This is a genomic window from Subsaximicrobium wynnwilliamsii (assembly GCF_007997225.1).
Taxonomy (GTDB): Bacteria; Bacteroidota; Bacteroidia; order Flavobacteriales; family Flavobacteriaceae; genus Psychroserpens; species Psychroserpens wynnwilliamsii.
Genome location: NZ_VORM01000003.1, coordinates 308,376 through 332,770 on the forward strand (window position 1 = coordinate 308,376; position 24,395 = coordinate 332,770).

General features: G+C 40.6%; 21 protein-coding genes. 11 read left to right on the top strand and 10 right to left on the bottom strand.

Annotation, left to right across the window (positions count from 1 at the left end):
* Nucleotides 1-24 precede the first annotated feature (24 nt).
* The 9 genes from ESY88_RS04200 to ESY88_RS04240 form a co-directional block, all read right to left on the bottom strand.
* Nucleotides 25-1,002 carry an NADPH:quinone oxidoreductase family protein gene (locus tag ESY88_RS04200; protein WP_147084755.1) on the bottom strand — a complete coding sequence of 326 codons (978 nt, stop codon included), beginning with the start codon at nucleotides 1,000-1,002 and terminating at the stop codon, nucleotides 25-27.
* Between the two features lie 231 nt (nucleotides 1,003-1,233).
* Entirely contained in the window at nucleotides 1,234-2,238 is a 1,005-nt protein-coding gene (locus tag ESY88_RS04205; RefSeq protein ID WP_147084756.1) for an NADP-dependent oxidoreductase, read from the bottom strand.
* Between the two features lie 27 nt (nucleotides 2,239-2,265).
* The gene (locus ESY88_RS04210) at nucleotides 2,266-3,021 is read right to left on the bottom strand and encodes an SDR family NAD(P)-dependent oxidoreductase (RefSeq protein WP_147084757.1); all 756 of its coding nucleotides are present in this window, start codon (nucleotides 3,019-3,021) and stop codon (nucleotides 2,266-2,268) included.
* Between the two features lie 19 nt (nucleotides 3,022-3,040).
* Nucleotides 3,041-3,439, bottom strand: a complete 399-nt coding sequence (locus ESY88_RS04215; RefSeq protein WP_147084758.1) for a hypothetical protein — start codon at nucleotides 3,437-3,439, stop codon at nucleotides 3,041-3,043.
* Nucleotides 3,440-3,441: 2 nt separating this feature from the next.
* Nucleotides 3,442-4,521 (bottom strand): phosphotransferase family protein, encoded by a 1,080-nt coding sequence (locus ESY88_RS04220; protein WP_147084759.1) that lies wholly within the window; start codon nucleotides 4,519-4,521, stop codon nucleotides 3,442-3,444.
* Nucleotides 4,514-5,740, bottom strand: a complete 1,227-nt coding sequence (locus ESY88_RS04225; RefSeq protein WP_147084760.1) for an acyl-CoA dehydrogenase family protein — start codon at nucleotides 5,738-5,740, stop codon at nucleotides 4,514-4,516. The genes ESY88_RS04220 and ESY88_RS04225 overlap by 8 nt, the downstream gene beginning before the upstream one ends.
* A 244-nt stretch (nucleotides 5,741-5,984) precedes the next feature.
* A complete protein-coding gene (locus ESY88_RS04230; RefSeq protein WP_147084761.1) occupies nucleotides 5,985-6,761 on the bottom strand; it encodes a glucose 1-dehydrogenase in 777 nt (258 codons plus the stop codon).
* A 168-nt stretch (nucleotides 6,762-6,929) separates the two neighbouring features.
* On the bottom strand, nucleotides 6,930-8,741 hold the full coding sequence (locus ESY88_RS04235; protein ID WP_147084762.1) for an acyl-CoA dehydrogenase: 1,812 nt from the start codon (nucleotides 8,739-8,741) through the stop codon (nucleotides 6,930-6,932).
* Between the two features lie 261 nt (nucleotides 8,742-9,002).
* Nucleotides 9,003-9,515 carry a Crp/Fnr family transcriptional regulator gene (locus ESY88_RS04240; protein WP_147084763.1) on the bottom strand — a complete coding sequence of 171 codons (513 nt, stop codon included), beginning with the start codon at nucleotides 9,513-9,515 and terminating at the stop codon, nucleotides 9,003-9,005.
* 754 nt (nucleotides 9,516-10,269) lie between these two features.
* Here ESY88_RS04240 and ESY88_RS04245 point away from each other — a divergent pair.
* From ESY88_RS04245 to ESY88_RS04260, 4 genes are read left to right on the top strand one after another with little or no spacing between them, the layout of a single operon-like run.
* A complete protein-coding gene (locus tag ESY88_RS04245) occupies nucleotides 10,270-11,583 on the top strand; it encodes an aspartate aminotransferase family protein (protein WP_147084764.1) in 1,314 nt (437 codons plus the stop codon).
* 3 nt (nucleotides 11,584-11,586) lie between these two features.
* Nucleotides 11,587-12,522 (top strand): carbon-nitrogen hydrolase family protein, encoded by a 936-nt coding sequence (locus tag ESY88_RS04250; RefSeq protein WP_147084765.1) that lies wholly within the window; start codon nucleotides 11,587-11,589, stop codon nucleotides 12,520-12,522.
* An 11-nt stretch (nucleotides 12,523-12,533) separates the two neighbouring features.
* The gene (locus ESY88_RS04255) at nucleotides 12,534-12,941 is read left to right on the top strand and encodes a VOC family protein (RefSeq protein WP_147084766.1); all 408 of its coding nucleotides are present in this window, start codon (nucleotides 12,534-12,536) and stop codon (nucleotides 12,939-12,941) included.
* Nucleotides 12,942-12,947: 6 nt separating this feature from the next.
* Nucleotides 12,948-15,695: an aminotransferase class I/II-fold pyridoxal phosphate-dependent enzyme gene (locus ESY88_RS04260; RefSeq protein ID WP_147084767.1), complete on the top strand. Its 2,748-nt coding sequence runs from the start codon at nucleotides 12,948-12,950 to the stop codon at nucleotides 15,693-15,695.
* Here ESY88_RS04260 and ESY88_RS21320 read toward each other — a convergent pair.
* On the bottom strand, nucleotides 15,684-16,001 hold the full coding sequence (locus tag ESY88_RS21320) for a hypothetical protein (RefSeq protein ID WP_223270715.1): 318 nt from the start codon (nucleotides 15,999-16,001) through the stop codon (nucleotides 15,684-15,686). The genes ESY88_RS04260 and ESY88_RS21320 overlap by 12 nt on opposite strands.
* Between ESY88_RS21320 and ESY88_RS04265 the strand changes: the two genes are divergently transcribed.
* The 7 genes from ESY88_RS04265 (at nucleotide 16,000) to ESY88_RS04290 (ending at nucleotide 24,015) form a co-directional block, all read left to right on the top strand.
* Nucleotides 16,000-17,424 (top strand): biotin carboxylase, encoded by a 1,425-nt coding sequence (locus ESY88_RS04265; protein ID WP_262713033.1) that lies wholly within the window; start codon nucleotides 16,000-16,002, stop codon nucleotides 17,422-17,424. The genes ESY88_RS21320 and ESY88_RS04265 overlap by 2 nt on opposite strands.
* Nucleotides 17,425-17,835: 411 nt before the next feature.
* Nucleotides 17,836-19,095, top strand: a complete 1,260-nt coding sequence (locus ESY88_RS04270) for a C45 family autoproteolytic acyltransferase/hydolase (protein WP_147084769.1) — start codon at nucleotides 17,836-17,838, stop codon at nucleotides 19,093-19,095.
* A 68-nt stretch (nucleotides 19,096-19,163) separates the two neighbouring features.
* On the top strand, nucleotides 19,164-20,522 hold the full coding sequence (locus tag ESY88_RS04275; protein WP_147084770.1) for an NAD-dependent succinate-semialdehyde dehydrogenase: 1,359 nt from the start codon (nucleotides 19,164-19,166) through the stop codon (nucleotides 20,520-20,522).
* Nucleotides 20,523-20,829: 307 nt separating this feature from the next.
* A complete protein-coding gene (locus ESY88_RS20860) occupies nucleotides 20,830-21,000 on the top strand; it encodes a hypothetical protein (RefSeq protein WP_189702516.1) in 171 nt (56 codons plus the stop codon).
* A gap of 523 nt (nucleotides 21,001-21,523) precedes the next feature.
* Nucleotides 21,524-22,522: a DNA cytosine methyltransferase gene (locus tag ESY88_RS04280; RefSeq protein WP_147084771.1), complete on the top strand. Its 999-nt coding sequence runs from the start codon at nucleotides 21,524-21,526 to the stop codon at nucleotides 22,520-22,522.
* A complete protein-coding gene (locus ESY88_RS04285) occupies nucleotides 22,515-23,576 on the top strand; it encodes a DNA adenine methylase (protein WP_147084772.1) in 1,062 nt (353 codons plus the stop codon). Before ESY88_RS04280 ends, ESY88_RS04285 begins: the two co-directional genes overlap by 8 nt.
* On the top strand, nucleotides 23,521-24,015 hold the full coding sequence (locus ESY88_RS04290; protein ID WP_147084773.1) for a hypothetical protein: 495 nt from the start codon (nucleotides 23,521-23,523) through the stop codon (nucleotides 24,013-24,015). The genes ESY88_RS04285 and ESY88_RS04290 overlap by 56 nt, the downstream gene beginning before the upstream one ends.
* The last annotated feature ends 380 nt before the right edge of the window (nucleotides 24,016-24,395 follow it).

Below are 24,395 nucleotides of genomic sequence, written 5' to 3' on the forward strand. Positions count from 1 at the left end.
TCTTTTAATAGTACCGATTGTTATTTATGAAATTTGCACAACCATTTTCCCTTTCACCTTTCGATTCATCATTTCCTCCAAAGCCTCTTTTGTCTCTTCCAAGGGGACTATTTTATGAATGTGGGGTTTTAATTTGCCTTCCGCATGCCATTGCATTAGGGTCATGGTATTGGCCATATTGTCCTTGGGATATTTCATTGCGAAACCACCCCAGAAAACGCCAACGATTGAAGCGCCTTTCAATAGAGGAAGGTTTAATGGAATTTTAGGTATATCTCCCGCTGCGAAGCCTACCACTAAAAATCGACCGTTCCATGCGATCCCTCTAAATGCCTGCTCGGAAAAATCGCCCCCTACTGGGTCATAAATTACATCTACACCTTTTCCATTCGTCAATTCTTTTAAAGTGGATTTTAAATCTTGTTCGGTATAATTGATGAGTTCGTCCGCACCATACGCTTTACAGAGTTCGAGCTTTTCTTGAGTGGACGCTGCCGCAATGACTTTGGCTCCCATTAATTTTCCCAGTTCAACAGCGGCGAGGCCAACCCCTCCCGAGGCACCCATTACCAACAAGGTTTCTCCTTCCTCTAACTTTGCCCTATCTTTTAAGGCATAATAAGACGTACCATAGGCCATCATAAAAGAGGCCGCTACTGGGAAGTCCATTTGAGGTGGCTTCGGAAAACAAGCGTTTCTAGGTACAATCACTTCTTCTGCCAAACCTCCATGAGCCACAAAACCAAAAACTTCATCACCAACTTTTAAGTGTTTCACATCTTCTCCAATTTCTTTGACGACACCTGCGATATCGCTTCCCGGAGTGAATGGCAGCTCCGGTTTAAATTGATACAATCCTTGAATGATCAACGTATCCGGAAAATTCAATCCGCAAGCTTTCACTTCGACTACTACTTCCTTTGGACCTGCATGCAAGGACCCTATATCCTCCAACTTCAAATTGGAGGGTGGACCGTATGTTTTACATCGTATTGCTTTCATTTATTCATTTGATTTTAATTCTATTTTAGTTAGACTCCGCTGGAGTCGGATGCTGTTGGACGATATTCTCGTTTGCTATAAATGTTTGATGCCGCTGGCATCTGTAATTATCATACACTTCAAATTTTAAGATTTCATTATTTTTTTTCTGGAACAAATTTGTCATACGTCCTATGTCATTCCATCTTAAGTCCATTTTTCACTTCTAGCCTCTAGCCTCTAGAAAAAAAATCAATCCTCAACCACTTTCAACACCAGTTTGCCCAGTTTTTCGCCAGAGAATAATCGGTTATAGGTTTCTGGGAAGTTCTCAATGCCTTCATAAACATCTTCACGGGTTTTCAACTTTTCTTCTGCCATCCATTTGCCCATTTGTTGTCCGGCTTCTCCATATCTGTCGGCCCAATCAAACACGACCATCCCTTGCATAGTTGCCCTATTGACCAATAAAGAAAGGTAATTAGATGGTCCTCTCATATTTTCCTTGTTATTATACTGGGAAATCGCCCCGCAAATAACCACTCTTGCGTGCATTCGTAATCTGCCTAAAGCGGCATCCAAAATCTCGCCTCCAACATTATCAAAATAAACATCCAATCCTTTTGGGCATTCTTGCTTTAATCGCTGCTTTACATCTTCGTTTTTATAATCGATGCAAGCATCAAAGCCCAACTCATCAACCACATATTTGCACTTATCAGCCCCGCCTGCTATGCCAATTACTTTACATCCCTTTATCTTGGCTATTTGTCCTACAATACTGCCCACGGCACCAGCTGCTCCAGAAACCACGACGATATCTCCTTCTTTGATTTTGCCGACTTCCAAAATTCCGAAATAAGCGGTCATTCCTGGCATTCCCAAGGTTCCAATATAGGTGGGAAGCGGCGCTAACTTCGGGTCTACTTTATAATAGCCTTTTCCATCGGTCGCCACATATTGTTGAACGCCTCCATGACCTGAAATGAAATCTCCTTCCTTAAACGTTGGGTGATTTTTCACTTTGATGACTTCGCCCACCGAACCTGCACGCATCACAGCACCAATTTCTACTGGCGCTATATACGATTTTCCTTCATTCATCCAGCCTCGCATGGCTGGGTCAAGAGAGATATAATGATTCTTTATTAAAACTTGCCCTTCCTCTAATTCTGGAATAGGGTTCGTTTCTAAACTCCACGTAGACGCGTTTGCAGCGCCTACTGGTCTTTTTTTAAATATCTGTTGTTTGTTCATTTTATTCTATTTAATTAATTTTTGCATTTATAATGAAGTTCCTCCATCTAGAGTTATTGTTTGCCCAGTGATGAATTTTGAATTTTCAGAAGCCAACCAGCAGATAGCTTCTGCAATTTCCTCTGCCTCCCCGAATCTGCCCATAGGTATAAAGCGTTTTAACTTATCACCCATATCGGGACTTACGGACAGTAATTGTTCCAACAATGCCGAATGGGTGAACCCAGGGCACACTGCATTGATGCGAATATTTTTTCGACCGTATTCCAAGGCGGCTGATTTCGTCATTCCCACGACTGCAAATTTACTTGCTGAATAGGAAAGGTTATTTCCCGAAGCTTTTAATCCTGCTAATGAAGCCACATTCACAATGTTGCCATATCCTTGTTTCCGCATCTGTCCTAGCGCAAGTTTCATGCAATAGAATACGCCGGTTTGGTTGACCGCAATAACATTATGCCAGTCGTCAAGGGAATGTTCTGCTGTTTTTGCTTGTTGTTTTCCTCCTATTCCGGCGTTGTTTACCATGACATCAAGACTTCCATGGTTTTTGATTACAGTTTTAATTAATTCTTCGACCTCTTCGAACTGTGTCACATCGGTTTCCATTGCCGAGGCTTTTCCTCCGTCATTTCGGATGTCGTTTGCCACTTTTTCCGCATGTTCCAAATTGATATCAGAGACCACTACAATGGCTTTATGCTTTCCAAATAATTTTGCCGCGGCTTTTCCTATGCCACTGCCAGCTCCAGTAATGACCACTACTTTATCTTTTAAATTCATTTTTCTGTTTTTGGTTGATTTAAATGTTTTTATTCGGTGTACAATGAATTAATCGCGAATCCGCTAATGCTTGTTCCCTCAAATGGGAAGGATATCCTTCGGCCATTATCATGCTCATGAAATCAGAAACGGAATTGTACTTTACAATAAGCACATCATCCCATAAGGTATGCGCTTCAGGACCTATCAACATATGCTTGGGCGAACCGTAAAACACTATTTCCGCATTCGCTTTAAGAAAAAACGGCGTCGCTTGTCGCATATATTCTTTGTAGGATTCTTTTCCTGTCATTCCCGTTTCAGAAACAAGCACTTTATATTTTACTATATTGAGCATGACCACAGGTTTTCCCGATGCGCTATTTACAAAGTCGGATACTTGATCGGGATTCATGTTCAAATAGTATTGCTCATCCATAGTTAGTACAAATTATCTATTTGATTTTTCTGAATGGCCTGCCATGCGGTATTGCAGCATAAAGCGGACGCCTTGTTCAAATTCGCAAACTTGGGGTCGCTGGTATGGCCATGTTTGTAGCGATAATAAATCTGTTGGGCAATTACTGCAATCTTAAAGAGTCCGTAAGCATAGTAGAAGGTCAGATTATCGATATTTCTACCACTTTTTAAAGCATAGAGCTGTACGATTTCTGTTCGTGAGGGATTGCCTTTCATAACCGTTGAGGAGGGAAGTCCCTGTTTCATAAACTCGGGGTCATTGGCTGTTGTCCAATACCCCAATGAAGTTCCCAAATCCATCATAGGGTCTCCAAGCGTGCACATTTCCCAATCTAAAATAGCTGAAATGGTCTTCCAACTATCATCTTTAAAAACCACATTATCATATTTAAAATCGTTGTGAATAAGGGTATGGTCATATTTTTTGGGTTGATTTTCACTCATCCAGGTCATTACCTTTTGCGCTGACGGGACCTCATCGGTTGCGGCCGCCAGATATTGCTTGCCCCAATTACTCACTTGACGTTCCACGTAGCCTTCAGGTTTTCCAAACTCTGAAAGTCCTGCGGCCTTATAATCGATGTTGTGAAACTCAACAAAAGCATCGATCCAGGTATCGGAAATGGTTTTAAATTCGTCGGGGGAAACCTGTTTCTCATGCGCAGATTTAGCCGTTAAAATCTCTCCATTGACCTTCTCCATAATATAAAACGGAGCGCCTATAATTTTGGGGTCCTCATTAAAGACAAAGACTTTAGGACTCTTATCATAAACAGGATTTAAATGTTGCAACACCTTAAATTCACGTCCCATATCATGACCGCGTTTTGGCGCTGAAAAAGGTGGCCTCCGCAGGACAAATTCCTTATTTTCTATTTGAAGCAGGTAGGTTAGGTTGGAGTACCCATTGGTAAATTGTTTGACCGATAATTCCGTATTCTCATGTGTTATTAGGGAATGTTCCAGCAAAAACGCTTTGAGCTTGGCCTCATTGAGCTCCTCCCCTTCCCGAACCGATTTTAAGTTTTTTTCGTTAGACATCCGAACTCTTTACATACTTGTTGATTGTACTTTTTCCCAGTTGGCTCATATGCACTTCATCCGGACCATCGGCCAAGCGTAGCGATCGTGCCGCGGCAAAGAAATGTGCCAAAGGGGTATCGCTTCCAACGCCTTTTCCACCTAAAATCTGAATGGCCCTATCAATAACCCTCAAAGCCATTTGAGGCGTAACGATTTTTATCATGGCAATTAAATCTTTTGCCTCTTTGTTGCCTAGTTTATCCATTTTATCGGCAGCCGATAAGACCAACAAACGGGTCTGTTCTATTTCGCAGGCAGAAAGGGCGATATCTTGTCGTACACTGCTATAAGTGTCCAAAGTTCTACCGAAGGGCTTTCTTTGCACTGTACGTTCCGACATTATTTCCAATGAACGTTGCGCCATTCCGATTAAGCGCATGCAATGATGAATGCGGCCTGGACCTAAACGACCTTGTGCGATTTCAAAACCTCTTCCTTCGCCCAACAGTAAATTAGTTTTTGGTACACGCACATTTTCCAAAGTGATTTCGGCATGACCTTCCGGAGAATCGGTATAGCCAAATACGCTCAATGCTCTTTCAATCTTAAGGCCAGGCGTATCCATGGGCACCAAAATCATACTTTGCTGTACATGACGTGGTGCATCAAAATCGGTTTTACCCATCACGATGGCAATTTTACAATTGGGGTCCATCGCTCCAGAAGACCACCATTTTCGACCGTTGATGACATAGTCATTTCCATCGGCGATAATAGAGGTTTCGATATTGGTAGCATCGGAAGAAGCAACTTCGGGCTCTGTCATTAAAAAGGCCGAACGAATGTCTCCATTCATTAAAGGTTTCAACCATTTTTCTTGTTGTTCTGGAGTTCCATATTTTGCAAGCACCTCCATATTTCCCGTATCAGGAGCGCTACAATTGAAGATTTCAGAGCACCAAATGATACGCCCCATAATTTCTGCCAAAGGGGCATATTCCAAATTCGAAAACCCTGGACTCAAATCTCCGTATGAAGCGGGAAGGAAAACATTCCAAAGTCCGGCATCTTTAGCCTTTTGTTTTAAGGCTTCCAATCCAGGCCAGCGTTTCCATGCGTTATCTGGATTTTTATGGAATAACTCCACCTCCTTTTCAATAGGAAGGACATTAGTTTCCATGAAATCCTTCAATTTTTGTTGAAGTGCTATTGATTTTTCGCTGTAGTCAAAATTCATAATTCTCTTTTATTGTTGTCCGATTAAACTGTTATAGACAGTGATTTTGTTAGCAGCACCAAACTTTTAGGTAAATTTTGAAATATAAAAACTTGCTTCAAATCTAATATACATTTTAAGTTTTTAAGTTAAAAATGAAAATCGGATGGACTTAATCATCAAATGTTTACGAATCAAGTCTTATGTCTTATGTCTTGCAGCGCAGCGGTCTTAAGTCTTTGTCGGACACTATTGACTTTTTTTATTAACCTGAAATTAGATATCCTCCATCCGCAGTATAGACACCGCCTGTCATATAGGAGCCCGCATCAGACGCCAACAACATGACGATTCCTGCCATTTCATCGGGTTCCGCAACTCTTTTTAAAGGAACGATACTCGTATATTGTTCGACCAGTTTTTCATCCGACCACAGACTTTCGCTGAATTTTGTCTTAATCAACCCCGGGCAGACCACGTTGGAACGGATGCCGTATCGACCCCACTCCTTGGCCTGGTTCTTTGTAAGCATAATCACCGCAGATTTCGTCATACTGTAAAGTCCCAATCGAAATCCAGGATGAATGCCTTCTACTGATGCAATATTGATAATGCTTCCGCTGCCGTTTGCCTTCATATGTGGTTGTGCCAAATTGGAAAGTATCCAAGGCGCCTTAACGTTCACATTCATGATTTTATCAAACACATCTTCATCTGCCGATTCCAACGGGCCGTAGAACGGATTTATGGCAGCGTTATTGACCAGGATGTCTATTCGCCCGTAGGCTTCCATCGTTTTGGCTATGAGTTGCTCCCTTTGAGTGGCGTCCCCAATATGGCATTCAATTCCTATGGCTTCCATACCTGCTTCTTTCAACTCCTTCGCTACCGCATCTACAGCGGCTTGTTTTCTACTACTAATAACTACTTTGGCTCCGTTTTCAGCAAGACCTTTAGCTATGGAGAGGCCGATTCCCTTACTTGAACCGGTAACAATTGCCACTTTTCCCGTTAGGTTAAATTTTGATTTTATACTACTCATATTTTTTTTACTATTTACTTTTTATTAAGCTTTTGGCTTTTTAATCTATTCTTACCTACTACAATAATTATAACTTTCGTTTCCTAAGTTCTGGCCTCCGCCCAAAATAACATCAGAATCTCATGACTCATAGCTCAAGGCTCACAGCTCAAGACTCATAGCTCTAATCTAAGCAAACACCTGCTTCTCCGTATTAAGCGTTAACGACTGTTTGTCCATCAATACTTCAGCGAGCCCGGTTGTTTTTGGAAGTTCATATTTAAAATAAAATTGCATGGCGTGGATTTTGTTTTCGTAGAATTCAGCATTAAAACTAGCGTCACCAGAGATCATTGCTTTTTGTGCTTCGCGACCAATATCCAACCATTGCCATGCAACGACAATCGTGCTGAAAAATTCCATAAAGGGCGTAGCGTCTGCCAAGAACCTTTGGTAATCGCCCTCTTTCGCATAACCCATAAGAGATTTTAGCACTTTTTGAGTCAATTCCAATTTGCTCCCCAATTTTTCTGCCAATGGTCTCAAGGTTTCGTATGCCATACTTTCTTCGATGGAATTCATGATTTCTTCAGAAAGTAATTGCAGTGCTTTCCCGTTTTCCATAGTGACTTTCCTGCCCAATAAATCCTGGGATTGTATGCCTGTAGTCCCTTCATAAATAGCCGAAATTCGGATATCTCTTAAATACTGCTGTAAAATATAATCGGAACAGAAGCCATAACCACCTAAAACCTGCACGCCATTATTAATAGAAGTGATGCCCATTTCTGAAGGGTAAGTCTTAACGACCGGCGTTAAAATTTCTAACAACAACTTGTATTTCTCCCTGCTTTCTGCATCTGGAAGCGATTGCGAAAGATCCTGATAACGGGAAGTCAAAAATACAAGACTTAAAGCCCCCTCAGTAATCACTTTTTGCAAGAGCAGCATTCTACGAACATCGGGGTGATTGATGATCATTGTCTGTTCTTGGGAGGCATCTTTTTTTCCTGTTTTTTGAAGCTCTCTACCTTGTGGTCTTTCTTTGGCGTAGTTTAAAGAGGCATGATATGCCCCTGTAGCAATTGCCGCAGCACCCCGTCCAACGGCAATTCGAGCGCCGTTCATCATGAGGAACATATATTTTAGGCCTTTATTGGGTTCTCCAACCAACCAACCGCTGCAGTCTTCCTTATCCCCAAAAAATAGATGTGTGGTACAATAACCTTTCTGACCCATTTTTTGAAAATCACCAACCGTGGTGACGTTGTTATCTTCCAAATTACCATGGTCATCAAGTCGGTTTTTCGGCACCACGAATAGTGAAATTCCCTTTGTTCCTGCAGGTGCTCCTTTGATACGCGCCAAAACCAGATGTACGATATTTTCGGCTCCTTTATAATCTCCACCAGAGATGAATATTTTTTGTCCGCTTATTTTATAGGAATCTCCATTAGGAAAGGCAGTAGTCACAATATCCGAAAGCGAGCTACCTGCCTGAGGCTCCGTAAGGCACATGGTACCACCCCATTCTCCGGCCATCATTTTTGGCACATAGGTATCCTTCAAAGATTGATTCCCAAAATGCTCGATCAATTCTGCTGCACCTACAGTTAGGCCAATATAACCTGGTAAATGGTTATTGGCCGCTTCCTGAATAAAGGCAGAGGCGTTTACGACCATCGAAGGCATTTGCATTCCACCAGCTTCATAGGAAAATGAACCAGATAGAAACCCCATTTCGCCACCTGCTTTCATGTATTTAGTTACTTGTGGATGTACTATGATTTCTCCATCCTTAAAGTGGGCGGGGTTTTCATCCATCTCTTTATAATAAGGATACATTTCTTTATCTGAAAAATCTTTTACGGAGTCGAGCATCATATTAATAGACTCCTCATCGTATTCCGAGAAGCGTTCTTGTTGCAGTACGCCCTTTAGATCGTGTACGTTGAACAACAAAAATTTAAGGGTCTCCATTTCAATATAGGTATTGGCCATAACAAGTTATTTTAAAGATTATTGAGGTTCAAGTTAGGATTTATTCCTAGGAATCTCATTAAACCAGTTTAATAAAATTGAAATGGCAATCCCTGATGCCCTCATTGCAGGTCACTGCAGAAAGCTATTTACTTGTGCGCAGGCCTTCAGTTTAGGATACTAAGCATAAAAAAACTATCCCTTTCCCAAACGTTTCCGAAGTTTTGAAAGACCTACCGGAGTTAGTCCCAAATAGGAAGCAATCAAATATTGAGGCACGCGCTAAAAAAGGTCTGGACGTTTTTCCAACAATCGTAAATAACGTTCGTCATTGGTACGATTATTAAGACGCTCCACTCTCGTGAAAATTTTCATAAATGCCTCTTGCATGGATAAGCGACCAAAACGCTCCAACTGGTGGGACCCTTCGAAGGACTTCTCGGCATCAGATTTTTTTATAGCGTAAACAACGGTGGCCTCAGAAGCCTTAAGGTAATAATTGGAAGGCGTGCCCTTTACATAGGCCGGTAAATCGGTAAAAAAGAGATCGTCGGTATAAAATTCCAATACTTTTTGCTCCCCTTCTTCCAATTTATAATAGTAAATACAGCCTGTGGCCACATAATAAAAATGATGAACCAATTGCCCTGGTGTTACCAAGGTATCGCCTTTTTTTAGATCCATTCGTTGGTAGTATTGCATTTGTTCACGTACCACCTCATCGTCTACCTGAGTATAAGATAAAATCTTTTGCTTTAGATTCTCAAGATCTGTTGCTTGCACTATTGTTTTCAAAGGGTAACTTTATATAGGAAAAAATCCAGGATTAATATTAGACGTTCGGCCATTCCCGTTTGCTGTTTTTGAATCCGATTGGCATAGGGGCAGCTTATCATCTCGAAAGAAAGTGGTATTGACGCTTCCATCGCTGCTTCAGATGCTTCGAACTTTTAGATGCATTCACGTCCATGGAAAACACTACTTTATTTAAATGCTAAATTAAACAAACACAAGTTCGTCAATAAAATTTAGAAACCTCATACGCTCGTTAGGTTTAATGAATTGTTATCAACATCATCATTTTAGACTTTATTTAATATGTTGATAAATGAAGTGCTCAAACACGCATGACAAGCGCAAAGTAAACCAAATAAAAGCAGGTTTCAACGAGAACTTATAAAAACAAGCAATCCAAAAGCCAACCAAAGTATAGGCCGATAACCATTAAAGCTTGATAAACTTTTTGTGGAGCGTGAGAGACCATTCATAGACTTTGGGATATGCTTGATGGAGCTTGACACCTAATTCAATTGGTTGGACAGAACGTTCTAGTCGTTTGAATAGACTAATGACCAAACCTTTAAAACACCTCTTATAATTTCCCAAATTCCAGCGCCAACAAAGACCAATCAAGCAGAACTTGATATGGCTTTTGATTAACTGATTCTCTAAAAAATATTAACAAAATATGTTAAATCAGATAATTAAATTTAAAAAAAATAGCGAAAAACGATGGTTTATCCTATATTATAAGCACAGATAAAAAAATATGATAAAAAAATTGACTGAATCGCAAGATCTTTTTGAACGAAGAAAAAAGATTGTTGCCAACGGTGTTGGTGTGTTTAATACCGCTACAGTTAAAGACGCCAAGGGTGCTATTATTATTGATGCAGATGGTCACGAACTTATCGATTTTGCAGGAGGGATAGGCGTTGTCAACGCCGGGCACTGTCCTGAACCTGTTGTAGCGGCAATACGTGAGCAAGCAGGAAAATACCTTCACACAAGCTTTAATGTGGTCACCTATGAACCCTATATAGCCCTATGTGAAGAACTCGCAGAAATTCTGCCACATGGCGAGAAAACAAAGGTTATGCTGGTTAGTACCGGTGCTGAAGCAGTAGAGAATGCCATCAAAATTGCCCGACAGGCCACTAATAGACCGGCAATTCTTTGCTATACTGATGCTTATCATGGTCGCTCCATGATGGCCATGACACTCACGAGCAAAGTGAGTTATAAGTATGATTGCGGCCCTTTCGCCCCCGAAGTATACAGACTCCCTTTTCCGAATTTTTACAGGTATCATGGCACAAGAACCATGGAAGAGTTTGTGGAGGACGAACTTAAAAGGCTTCATGAAAGTGCACTTAATCTTGTTGACGTCAAAAACGTTGCTGCAGTCATTATTGAACCAATCCAGGGTGAAGGTGGTTTTAATCCAGTACCTCAAAAATATCTGGAAGGGCTCAGAGCATTTTGTGATACGCATGGCATCATGCTTATTATGGATGAAGTCCAAAGTGGTTTCTGTAGAACAGGACATTGGGCGAGTTGGCAACATTATGACGTACAACCAGATATTAGCACCTATGCGAAATCTTTGGGATCTGGCCTGCCCATTGCTGCTGTTGTTGGTAGAGCTGAAGTTATGGATGCCGCAGCCATAGGCTCTATTGGAGGCACCTATATTGGGAGTCCCATTTGTTGCGTCGCTGCATCTGCAACGATTAAATTCATGAAAGAAATCAATTTGAATGACAAAGCCGTTAAAATTGGTCATGTCATCATGAATAGGTTACAGGGTTTAATGAAGCAACATGCCGAAATTGGTGATGTACGAGGTATTGGTGCCATGATAGGCATCGAATTTGTAAAAAAGGATGACCGGAAACAGCCCAATTCTGAAATATGTTCCCACATAGTGAAAGGCTGTGCAGATAATGGATTGATTGTGCTAAGTGCAGGAACCTATAAAAATATAATTAGGATTCTTTCGCCTTTGGTAATAACAGAAGTAGAATTAGAAAAAGGCTTATCCATTTTGGAGGCTGAAATTAGTAAAGCAATACAAAAATAATATATGAGACCATTCGCAATTGCAGGAATACAAATGAAAGTATCGGCTGTCGCTTCCAACGTGGAGATGATGAAGCTTAAAATAAACATTACAATGAGTCTATATCCTTGGGTAGAGATGGTAGTTTTTAGTGAATTATGCGCCTATGGCCCACTAACTCACACGGCAGAAGCTATTCCAGGAAATTTTGAACGGGAAATGCAGGCCATGGCCAAAAAACACGGCATCTGGCTTTTACCGGGATCTGTTTTTGAGAAAAGTGAAGGACATATTTACAACACAGCCACGGTCATAAATCCGGAAGGAGAAATTGTTACCAGATATAGAAAGATGTTTCCATTTTTCCCATATGAAGTTGGTGTAACTCCTGGATCTGGTTTTTGCGTTTTTGACGTACCGGGAGTGGCCAGATTTGGTATTTCCATCTGCTATGATATGTGGTTTCCTGAAACCGTGCGTACGTTAGCGGTCATGGGAGCTGAAGTGATTCTGCATCCCACCATGACTGGTACTATTGACAGGGATATCGAATTATCCATTGTACGAGCAATGGCAGCGGTCAACCAATGCTACTTTTTTGATGTCAACGGATTGGAATCTGGAGGTAACGGAAGATCACTGGTTTGTGGTCCCGATGGCCGTGTCATCTATCAGGCCGAGGGGAACGAAGAAATTTTTCCGCTAGAATTGAATATAGAACGGGTAAAACGAAGCCGGGAACTGGGCGTACTCAGACTGGGACAACCCTTAAAAAGTTTTAGAGACCATATTGGCCAGTTCGGGATCTATCAACAGGGTGCGCAATTGACCTATCTAAATTCACTAGGGCCACTTATTAAGCCAACCAAGCTTGACACCTTGGCCAAACTCAAAATGCAGGAACACGACTATGAACCACCAATCAATCCAACCGGTTATAAAGGATTTGGAGAGGTATAAAACTAAAATATATGGGAGGAGTATCATCCACGAAAAAAAAAGAAGACAAATCGGTTAAGGATTTTATCAGCTGGTTTGAAATACCCGCTGTAAATTTTCAACAAGCAGTAGATTTTTACAATCATATTTTTAAGATGGAGATGGATAAGAATTTTGAAGGCAATTATGCCATGGCTTTTTTTCCCGTCAACAAGGGAATTGGAGGTGCCATAGTTGCTGGACCGGGTTCTACTCCCAGTGACTCGGGAATCTTGATATATCTTAACGCCGGGAAAGATTTAAACCAAGTACTCAAACGTGTTGAACCGGCAGGCGGCCGGATTATTATGTCTAAAACGCTCATCAATAAAGAGTCGGGTTATTTTGCCATTTTCATCGATTCTGAAGGCAATAAACTTGCTTTACACTCAAATTCATAAAAATTTATGCCAGAAAAAAAACAGCTTCGTTCATACCATTATAATGTTGCACAGCTTCGATTGGAGTCGTGGAATACCTTAAAAAGTCAGTCCATTAAACTCGAGTATTGCAACCGAGGAGCTTCAGAAGCAAAAGATCTAAAGCATAGCCTACGCAAACTATTGACGGAGCTAGAGGGGGTGGAAAGTTATTTTGCATTTCCCGGAAGAGCCTGTTTGCAAGGACTTAACGACATGCTGGAAAGACAGGAACACACTGCCTTAGCGCATAAAATCGCTGACATTACCAAAAATCTGGTAAGCGATAAATACAGAAGTAATCCTGATTTTATTGAAGATGAAGAGCTTGGTGTTGACGCTTCAGAAAAAGGCGAGTTTCAGGACGGTGTGAAAAAAAATTATTTCGAAGTTTTATTTGTTGAAGATATTTCCGTCCAAGAGGAAAACAAATTAAGAAATGATCTTAGGGGCATTCGCGGTGCCAATGAGCAATTCAATTACGGGATTGTGGTACAACGGTCTTTTGAGGATGCATTGATTGCCTTGCACTTTAATTATAATATACAGGCTGTAGTGGTACGGTATGCACCGCCCTATCATTCCAAAAAAATAACGCCTACATTAAAACCTTTCATCCAAAACGTTTTGAAGCTTGATCTGGCTTCCAAACCATCATCCGAATTGGGTCCTATATTAAGTAATCTTGTTAAGAAATTCAGACCTGAACTTGACACCTATTACGTCACAGATACAGCACTGGGGAACCTTAAAGACAGTACCCTTAAAAGTTTCAAAAGAATTTTTTACAGAACTGAAGATCTTCAGGAATTGCACCTTACCATATTAAGGGGAATTAGCGAACGCTACGAAACACCTTTCTTTTCTGCCTTAAAGGAATATAGTAAAAAACCTACCGGCATCTTTCATGCCATGCCAATTTCAAGGGGGAATTCAATTTTCAAATCCAGATGGATCAATGATTTCGGCAGTTTCTACGGTAGAAATATGTTTTTGGCAGAAACCTCTTCCACAACCGGTGGCTTGGATTCCTTACTTCAGCCTACAGGATCATTGAAAAAGGCGCAGGAGATGGCAAGCGATGCTTATGGATCTCAAAACACCTTTTTTGTAACCAACGGCACTTCAACGGCCAACAAGATTGTAGTGCAGGCGCTTGTAAAACCTGGCGAGGTGATCCTTATTGACCGGGATTGCCATAAATCACATCATTATGGATTGGTTTTGACAGGAGCGTATCCCGTTTATTTGGACTCGTACCCTATTGAAGAATATTCAATGTATGGGGCAGTTCCTTTAGAACAAATCAAAGAAAAGCTGCTTCGTTTAAAGGAGGCAGGACGATTAGACCTCGTGAAAATGTTGCTGCTTACCAACTGTACTTTCGACGGACTGGTTTATAACGTCGAAAAAGTAATGCAGGAAATCCTCGCCATAAAACCCGACATGATCTTTTTGTGGGATGAAGCCTGGTTTGCCTTTGCGGGATTTACCTATACTTACAAACAAAGAACAGGCATGTTTGTCGCTCAAAAATTGTGTGAGAAATACAGAAGCAGCGCCTACAGGGAAGAATACGATGCCCACATCAAGAATCTCAAGAAAGATGAAATTCCAAGCCTTCCAAATCCTGATAAAGTTCGAATCAGGGTGTATTCAACCCAAAGCACCCATAAAACCTTGAGCAGCTTCCGCCAGGGCTCCATGATCCATATTTGGGATGAAGACTTCCGAAGAAAAAGCGAAAATACGTTTATGGAAGCTTATATGACGCATACCTCCACATCCCCAAACTACCAAATGCTGGCTTCTTTGGATGCTGGCAGAAGACAGGTACAGTTTGAAGGCTATGAGCTTGTGGAGAAAAGTATAGAAATGGCGATGGTGCTGCGTGCAAAAATAAATGATCATCCGCGACTCAATAAATATTTTGATGTATTGACGGTAAGTGATTTTATCCCTAAGGAACTGCGAAAATCAGGACTTTCTGAATATTATACGCCTAAAGAGGGCTGGAACAGGATGGAAACCGCTTGGGAGCAAGATGAATTTGTGCTGGACCCCACCAAAATAACCCTTCATGTAGGTCGTACCGGAGTGGATGGAGATACCTTCAAAAATAAATACCTCATGGATAAATTTAATATCCAGATCAATAAAACCTCCAGGAACACGGTCTTATTTATGACCAATATTGGTACTACCAGAGGCAGTGTGACCTATCTAACCAATGCCTTACTAAAAATTGCAGATGAACTGGATGAGGAATTACTTTCCCTGAGCGCTAAGGAAAACAAGATTCGTCAAGATAAGATTTATTCGTTGACCAAAGATTTCCCGCCATTACCAGATTTTAGTTATTTCCACCATTCATTTCAGGCGGTGCCAGGCGTGCCGGGAGGAGATATTAGGGATGCGTTTTTCTTAGCCTATAATGAAGAAAATTACGAATATATGCCATTGGCAGAATGCTTGCCTTCCATGGAAAACGATAGAACCTTAGTCGCATCTTCGTTTATTATTCCTTATCCACCAGGCTTTCCGGTGCTTGTTCCCGGCCAGGTGGTAAGCAAGGAAATCATCAAGTTTTTAACCGCCTTGGATGTTTCAGAAATCCATGGGTATCGCGCCGATCTAGGATTGCGAATTTTTAAGGATAGCGTATTGAACAGACAAAAAACCGTTACTTCCATGGGTTCCATGGGAAATAACACTAAAAAGAAATTAATTAAATAAAATCAACATTATGGACTCTAAAAAACCAAATACTCCCAAATCTAAAGGGACAACAGATAAAAAATCGAAATCTCCATTGAAAACTGGAACCGATAGAACAAAAGTTCCCATTAGAGGAACTGCTGATAAAGAAAAAAAACAAACTGCTTCAAATTCGAAAACAGCTAAGGCAAAGCCAAAACCTGCTGCTAAAAAATCTAAAGCAACAGCAAAACCTGCTAAATCCTCCAATAAAACCACAGGCAACAAAAAAGCTGTAACTTCTTCTACCCCTGGCATCAAGGCTTTAAAGGGCGTTTCAGACATTCGTAGATCTTTTCATAAAAATGAGGAGCCCTTGTATTTTATTAGCGCTACCAATTTCAATCTTTTAGGCGCCGATGAGTGGATTAAAGGTTTCAAATTCATCACCTATATTGAATGCTTTGACGGATTACATCCCAACGTGTTTTCTCCAAAACAAGAAATTCCGCATGATGATTTTGATGGCATTGAAGACATCAATAACTATTTGCTTCAACACCCCGAAGTGCAGGATTATCTTAAAACACGATCAGTAGATGGCAGGCCCGGTAAGGCGATGTTTTTAATGTTTAATGAAGAAACCGAAAGACTGGCTGAAAAATTGGGTCTGGAGATCATGTTCCCCAGTGCCGAAATGCGAACCTTCCTGGATAATAAGGTAAACACAAACAGAATTGCCGAAAGAGCTGGTGTGCCGTGTGTACCCTACGTGCTTTCGAAAGTAAATAATTATAAACACCTCACTAAAGTTTCTAAAAAACTTGGTACCCAATTGGTCATACAAACGCCTTTTGGTGATTCAGGACATACTACTTTTTTCATTTCCAATGAGAAAGAATACAAGAAATACGCTGAAGAAATTGAAGCTGAAGACGAGGTGAAAATCATGAAACGTATTCGCTGCATAGGATCTGCAATTGAAGCCTGTGTAACCCGTCACGGCACCATTGTAGCGCCACTGATGACTGAATTGGTAGGTTTCAAAGAATTAACCCCTTATGAAGGTGGTTGGTGTGGGAATGAAATCTATCCAAATGCTTTTACCCCAGAATTAAGGCAGAAAGCCATTGATAATACACAGCTTTTCGGAAATCAATTGAGGGAAGAAGGCTACAAAGGCTATTTTGAGCTTGATTTTCTAATAGATCAGGACAATGGCGAAATTTATCTCGGCGAATTGAATCCTCGGGTAACAGGAGCTAGTTCTATTACAAACCATGCGGTGTTTGCCCTTGCCGATGCACCTTTATTTGTGTTCCATATTCTCGAATGGATGGATATTGAATACGAATTGGACATTGAAGCTATCAACAAACGTTGGTCCGATCAAGATAACCTGGATGGATGGAGCCAGTTGATTGTGAAGCATACCGAAGACACGATAGAATACGTCACCGATGCACCAAAATCAGGTATTTGGAGAATGTATGATACAGGGCACATCCAGTATGACCGAATGGATACACACCGTAGAGCCGTAGAAAATGAAAATGAAGCTTTCTTTATGAGGATATCCAAAAAAGGAGATTACCTCTATGAAGGCGCAGATATGGGCATTCTAGTAACCAGAGGGCGTATGATGACCGATGATTTTGAACTGAACAACAGAGCCAAACACTGGATCAAGGCCATCCGATCACAATATAAATCTGAAATGGTTGAGGATAAGAAGAAGCCAAAACTTTCCGGAACTTTAACTAAATAAAAAGTTAATTAAACAACACGCCCTGATTATTCAGGGTATTTTGCGCGATCTGTTATATGGTATAGCGGACGCAAAAATAGATCTTTATATAACCGCTTTTAATCATAAGAAATCAATAACCCCAGGGCAAACCCACCAGCTATGAATTACTAGATGTTCTTTGTATTTCGCGACAAGCTCTGGGAATAAAACCCTCTGTAGGGATTAAAAACCGCGCAAGGCAATCCGAATTTTTGTTTGCCCCATCAGCCGCGGCTGAAGCAAAAATTCTCTATAAATAAATAGTTTTAGAATAAGCCACCCGCCACTGCGGGACGGGGGAAAAGCTTATGCGGTAATAAATTGAACACTATCAAATAATTAAGATTGATTACTCACATTCAAGAATAGATTTTAAAAAACACTGAAAATATGCAACTACACTTTACTGCAGTTTCTGAACCGGGTGTACCGGGGAAGAAATGGCAAAAATTATACAATACGCATTGGGAAGCTTATAGAACCTGGCTAATTTCAAAAGGAAATGCTTATGAGCCTGATTTGAAAACCTCGCAAGAAGCGCTCAAAAAATACATGCCCGAAATGTGGCCGACTTACGAGCGACTGTGCAAACTTGCAAAAGCTGATGATGTGGCGGCCAGATTCTTAACCGGTTTTCAACCACCGGCTTACATTAGCGCCTGCTCCAACGCGGTTCTATCTGGAGACGAAATCCAGCTGGTGCGCAACTATGACTATCACCCGAGTTTAATGGAGGGCACGCAGTTAATGAGTGCCTGGAATGGCAAAAAAGTAATCGCGACCAGTGATTGTTTAATTGGGGCTGTAGACGGAATGAATGAAGATGGGCTTGCAATTTCACTCACTTTTGGAGGAAGAAAAGAAGTAGGCGTTGGTTTCGGGATTCCTTTTATTCTGCGATACGTTTTGGAATTTTGTAGCAATGTAGAAGAAGCCGTCGCAGCCTTGGTGAGGATTCCTTCACACATGTCTTACAATGTTACCGTGGTTGACAAAACAGGCCTTTTCAAAACAGTTCAACTTGCACCCGACAAGGAACCTGTTGTAACCGATGCCGCTTTCACAACCAATTATCAGGGAACTGTAGATTGGCCTGAGAATGCAGCGTTCAATAAAACCCTGGAACGCTCTGCATTTCTTGAAAACATGTTGGCCAAAAAAGGATTGACCGCGTCGGCAATTGCAGATGCTTTTCTTCAGAAGCCACTTTACAACACCAAGTTTAAGCAAGGTTTCGGAACCTTATTTACTGCGGTATACCAACCTGCACGTGGAGTGGTAGAAATGCGTTGGCCTAGTGAAAAAGTCACTCAAACCTTTGAAGGCTTTCAGGAGCAATATAAATTAATTCAATTCGATGAGCCTGCCTTGGCTTCAATGCAAGATACCGCTTGGGCGAGCGCTCCCTCTGAAACACCTGAAATGACACCACAAGAAGCCCTTGCACCAAGTACTTCAAAAGCAGACTGGCAGAAAACCGTCAATGAAACCCTTGTGAATGCCATGGCACATTCCCCAAACGCAAAAGAGCGAGAGAAACCACAGTTAATCCGTGAAGATATAGTTCACAGAGGAGATATTTCTTGGGAAATATTGGCCGATTATTGGGCTAACGTGGGTAAAAGTTATTGGGAAAAGTGGCAAAATTAAAACCTCAATTTTCTTAAAATTCGAAACCATCATCAGCATTGGTTTTCAAACCCATAAATTAATTGACTATGCAATTCCAAAGTGTTAATCCGTATAACAACGAGCCGGTTGGCAAATTCACCGCTCTCACAAAGGATGAGCTGGATGAGAAACTAAACAAAAGCCAAAACGCATTTGAGTCTTGGAAAAAAGTGCCTATTGCAGAGCGCTGTCAACTCATTAGAAATGCTGCTCAAGTCTTGCGGGATCATGTAGATCAGTATGCCAAAATGATTACTTTGGAAATGGGGAAACCCATTTCCGAATCTAGGGCTGAAGTCAACAAATGTGCTTGGGTTTGCGATTATTACGCAGATAACGCTGAAACCTTTTTAGCTCATGAATCCATCGCTACCGATGCTTCACAAAGTTTTGTGAGGCATGACCCCATAGGAGCAGTTTTAGCCATCATGCCTTGGAATTTTCCATTTTGGCAGGTGTTCAGGTATGCCGCCCCAACATTAATTGCGGGCAATACAGGATTGTTAAAACATGCACCAAATGTGTTTGGCAGTGCTCAATTAATTGAAGAGGTGTTTACAAAAGCTGGCGTTCCTGACGGCGTTTTTCAAAACCTGATTGTCCATCACGACCAAACTGAGAAAATCATCGCGCATGATGCCGTTCAAGCGGTTACCTTAACAGGAAGTGAAAAAGCAGGTGCTGCTGTTGCCGAAATTGCGGGAAAATATATCAAAAAAACGGTTTTGGAACTGGGTGGGAACAACGCTTTTATCGTTTGGGAAGATGCCGATATTGACAAGGCTGTGAAAATAGCCGTTACTGCACGTATGCTCAACTGCGGTCAAAGTTGTATCGCTGCCAAAAGGTTTATCTTAATGGAAGCCATTTATGATGAGTTCGTCACAAAATTCACAAAGGCAGTAAGTGAATTAAAATCAGGAAACCCTTTAGAGAACACTACACAAGTTGGGCCTTTGGCTCGCAGGGATTTAGCAGATCAACTGAACAGACAAGTCAAGGAATCCATAAATCAAGGTGCTAAATTGTTGCTTGGTGGCCATCAAAAAGACTGTTATCATGAACCTACGATTCTTGGGAACGTCACGGCAGGAATGCCAGCTTTTGATGAAGAAACCTTTGGGCCATTGGCAGCGATGATCAAAGCAAGAGATATTGCAGATGCCTTCGCTCTTTCAGAAGCATCCAAATATGGACTTGGTGTAACCGTATGTACAAAAAACGTAGAAAAAGCCCTTAAATATGCAGATGAAGTAAGTGATGCCGCCTATTTTATCAACGAATTGGTGAAATCAGATCCAAGGTTGCCTTTTGGAGGCAGCAAAAAATCGGGATACGGCAGAGAATTGGCAAAAGATGGCATCATGGAATTCGTGAATCGGAAAACGGTTTATGTCAAACTGTAATTTTTATCCGTCTGTTTTTCTAAGACATCCTTTTTTTTTTTTTGATAAAGCGCTAATCATGAGCAGCTTCTTATAATTTGAAATCTTGGCTTTTTATTGGTTCGGCAATCCAAACACTTTCAAAGATTTTTAGCCCCGATTTGTAAATTCCGCAATTCTCAAATCAACCTTGCTTTTCCAAAAAACACCAACCTAGAAATTAAAAAATTTGGCGCGTCTCGCTTCCAAAAAATCAGTGTATTTTTAAACCATAGGCTTTTTTCACAAAATACCTGTGATAAAGCACAGAAATGCTAATCGCGACCTTATGCAATTATTGAATGAATTTCTGGAATTTGAACTATTGAGCATTGGCAGCTATAGTTTGAAGATAAGCACCTTGGTTTTGGTGCTAGTTATCATCTTGTTTACCAAAATGATTTTATGGGTCATCAAGAAATCCATTTTCCGTAGAAAAAATCCAGATCGATTTAGGTAATCAAGTAACACTTAAAAAAACACGTGAATCTTGTTATTCAAATATTTTTTAAAATCTGTATTTAAAATACAATCCACTTTCTAAAATAGCCCCTGGTAATGCACTATTATAAGTTGAAATTAACTTAAAACCATATTCAAAATTTTCATCTTGTGATATGAATGCTCTTGCACCTAAATCCATTCCGAAACGGCTGCCATCATCTAAAGCTAGTTTATCATCGCAATAATTAAATACATTTTTTTCATTTGTTAAATTTTTAATTAAGTTTCTGTTTATTTTCGTTTACGTGTTTTTTCAATTACTGCTAATATAGGACTTTTCCTATTGTGAAATTTTCACAATCCTTGAAAGCATTCATTCAAAAAATGAGTCCTACGGAAGGATTTTTAACTAACTCCAAGTCGAATGTCGAGCTATCAAAACCTAAAGATCAAAATAATGTTACATTTGTAATAACTCCATTCTGAAAACCTTGAATGGGCTCAACTTTAAAGCCAGGAACTGCTCCAATAGTATTTAAATGACACAAAAACCGAAATATATAGATCTGTTTTCTGGCGCTGGCGGCTTTTCCCTTGGTTTTGACTCCCAAGGTTTTGAGCAGGTCTTTTCCGTGGATATCGAACCCAATTTCTGCAAAACCTACACCCACAACTTCCCTGAGCATCTGCTCATAGAAAAGGACATTTGTGAATTATCGGATGCTGAAATAGACGCGCTTAAAGAATTTGACAACATCGATGTGATCATTGGCGGCCCACCTTGTCAGGGCTTCAGTATTGCTGGGAATATTGGCAGAAAGTTTGTTGACGATCCCAGAAATAGATTGTTCACAGAATTTGTTAGGGTCGTGAAAGTTGTAAAACCCAAATTCTTCGTGATGGAGAATGTGGCCCGATTATACACGCACAACCAAGGAGAGACAAGACAGGAAATCATTAGGGATTTTGAAAAATTGGGCTATCATGTCGCCTGTGAGATTTTGAACTCGGCCGATTATGGGGTGCCCCAAGTGAGAAAAAGAGCCATTTTCATTGGCAGGCTGCACGAGCAATCCATTGAATTCCCAGCAAAAGAGGTGGCCAATTATGTTTCCGTGAAGCAAGCCCTATCCCATTATCCTAAATTGGAATCTGGCGAAACATCCTCAGTGCCCAATCACATCGCCATGTCGCATTCAGACCAAATGCTCAATAAAATGAGTTACGTTACCGATGGCGGGGATCGCAATGAAATTCCCGTAAAAATCAGACCAAAATCTGGCGACGTACGAAAGTACATCAAGTATGCCAGCGATAAGCCTTCCGTTTGTGTTACTGGCGACATGCGAAAAATATTTCACTACGACCAAAACAGAGCCTTGACCGTTCGTGAACTTGCCAAACTGCAATCCTTTCCAGATGATTTTGTGTTTAAAGGCACCCGCATCTCACAACAACAGCAGGTTGGTAATTCCGTACCCCCAAAAATGGCGGAAGCCATCGCAAAAGTCATCCTCAAAATGCGGGGCAATGTCTAACTACCCAAAAGTAAATTATATTGGCAATAAAGAGAAAATCGCAAGCTGGATCTGTGATCAATTCCCTAAGGATGCCAAAACGCTTTTTGATGCCTTTTCTGGCGGCTGCTCATTAAGTTACGAAGCAAAATCCAGAGGCTTGGAAGTGTGCACCAACGATGTTTTAAAAGTAAACTATCACATTGCCAATGCATTGATTAAGAACAATGCCACCCGTTTAACCCAATCTGATATTGACATTTTATTTTCGGGCGAACCCTTTGAAGGGTTTATGTTTGCTAATTATTCGGAAGTCTATTTTTTTTCCGAAGAATGCAAAACATTGGATTTATACAGAAAGAACATTGAAAAACTGGATTCCGAAGCAAAGAAATCATTGGCGTTTGCTTTGATACGCCGAGCGATGATTCGCAAAATGCCCTACTCCCGCTTTAATTTGAGCTGGGAGCAAATCGTTCAATTAAGGGATGAGGACTACAGCTATAAAAAATACAAACGACGCAGAGCCTACCACAATAAATCGTTCAAATTCCATGTTCTAAACAACTTAGAGGCATACAACGCTGCCATTTTCAGCAACAACAAAACGCATAATGCTCACAACGATGATGTTTTCAATGTGTTAGACAGGATCAAAGCAGATATTATTTATCTGGACCCACCTTACACGGGTAGCATGAATAACTATTTTGGTTTTTACGGCTTGATGGATGACTTCATCGCTTCGGAAAAAACCAAGCCTTTTGAGCATCATTTTATGGATAAGAAAAGTGCTATTAGCTTGTTCGACACGCTGTTTTCAAAATTATCAAACTTTAAATATTGGTACTTAAGTTATAATAATTCGTCCTACCCCTCCAAGGAAGAGCTTTTGAATTTGCTGCATAAGTACGCTGATAATATAAAGGTCATTGAACGAAAACACGTTTACAAAATTACCGGAAAGGAAAAGAAGGAAAAAAATAAAGAGTTTTTATTCATCGTTGAAAACAAGCATCATGATAAAAATCAAAGTAAGCGAACAGGACAAGCTATTTGCGAAACAGCAAATTGAAGCTTTCCAAAAAATTGACGCTGGCAGTTGGCGTTATGCCAACGTTGAGGCTTGGAGAGGCATCGTTTGTGAACTACTGGCAAGCCAATGGTTTGAACAGCATTTTAAAATCGATAAACCGGCCAAAGGCTTGGATAATTCGGGTATTGTGGATGATTGTGACATGATCATCAATGCAAAGAAAATCGAGATCAAATCGGCAACAAAAAACTTCTTTAGATACTTAATGCCAAAAATACACGATGTGCGAAACCATCCCAAAGACATTTACATTGGTGTTAAATACAACGAAACGGTAGAACCCAACGAAATACAGATTTTAGGCCATATCAAACGCGCTCAAATTCTGGAATTTCCCATAAAAAAAAATAAAGGCGCACCCTATTACGAGGTGCCCTTGTCGCAATTGGCACCCATAGATCAACACACTTTTGACTGATGAAACAGCAAAAATCATTAGAAATAATCCCTACACCAAAACCCATTTGGATTCTGAAGCAAAAGTCTTCCAAATTAAATTACTTGACTAAGCTGAGGCGTTTTAAAACTGATTGAAAGTCTGTTTGATTCTTGACAGGAATCCTAGTTAATTTGGGTTTCATATTTTCAAAGAACAAACAGATTTTGTAAAACTCTCGGCAGTTTCAAGATTCCGACGCATCCGGAGTGGCACAAATTTTCGCCTTTAGTGATTCGGGGAAAGCAAGCTGCATTAAAGCACATGCTTGAACTTCATTTGAGGCCAATCAAATCATTCATTTACATTGAGTTACTAATGTGTTTTCCAAAGTATAAGTTGTGAACTTTATTTTCACTACT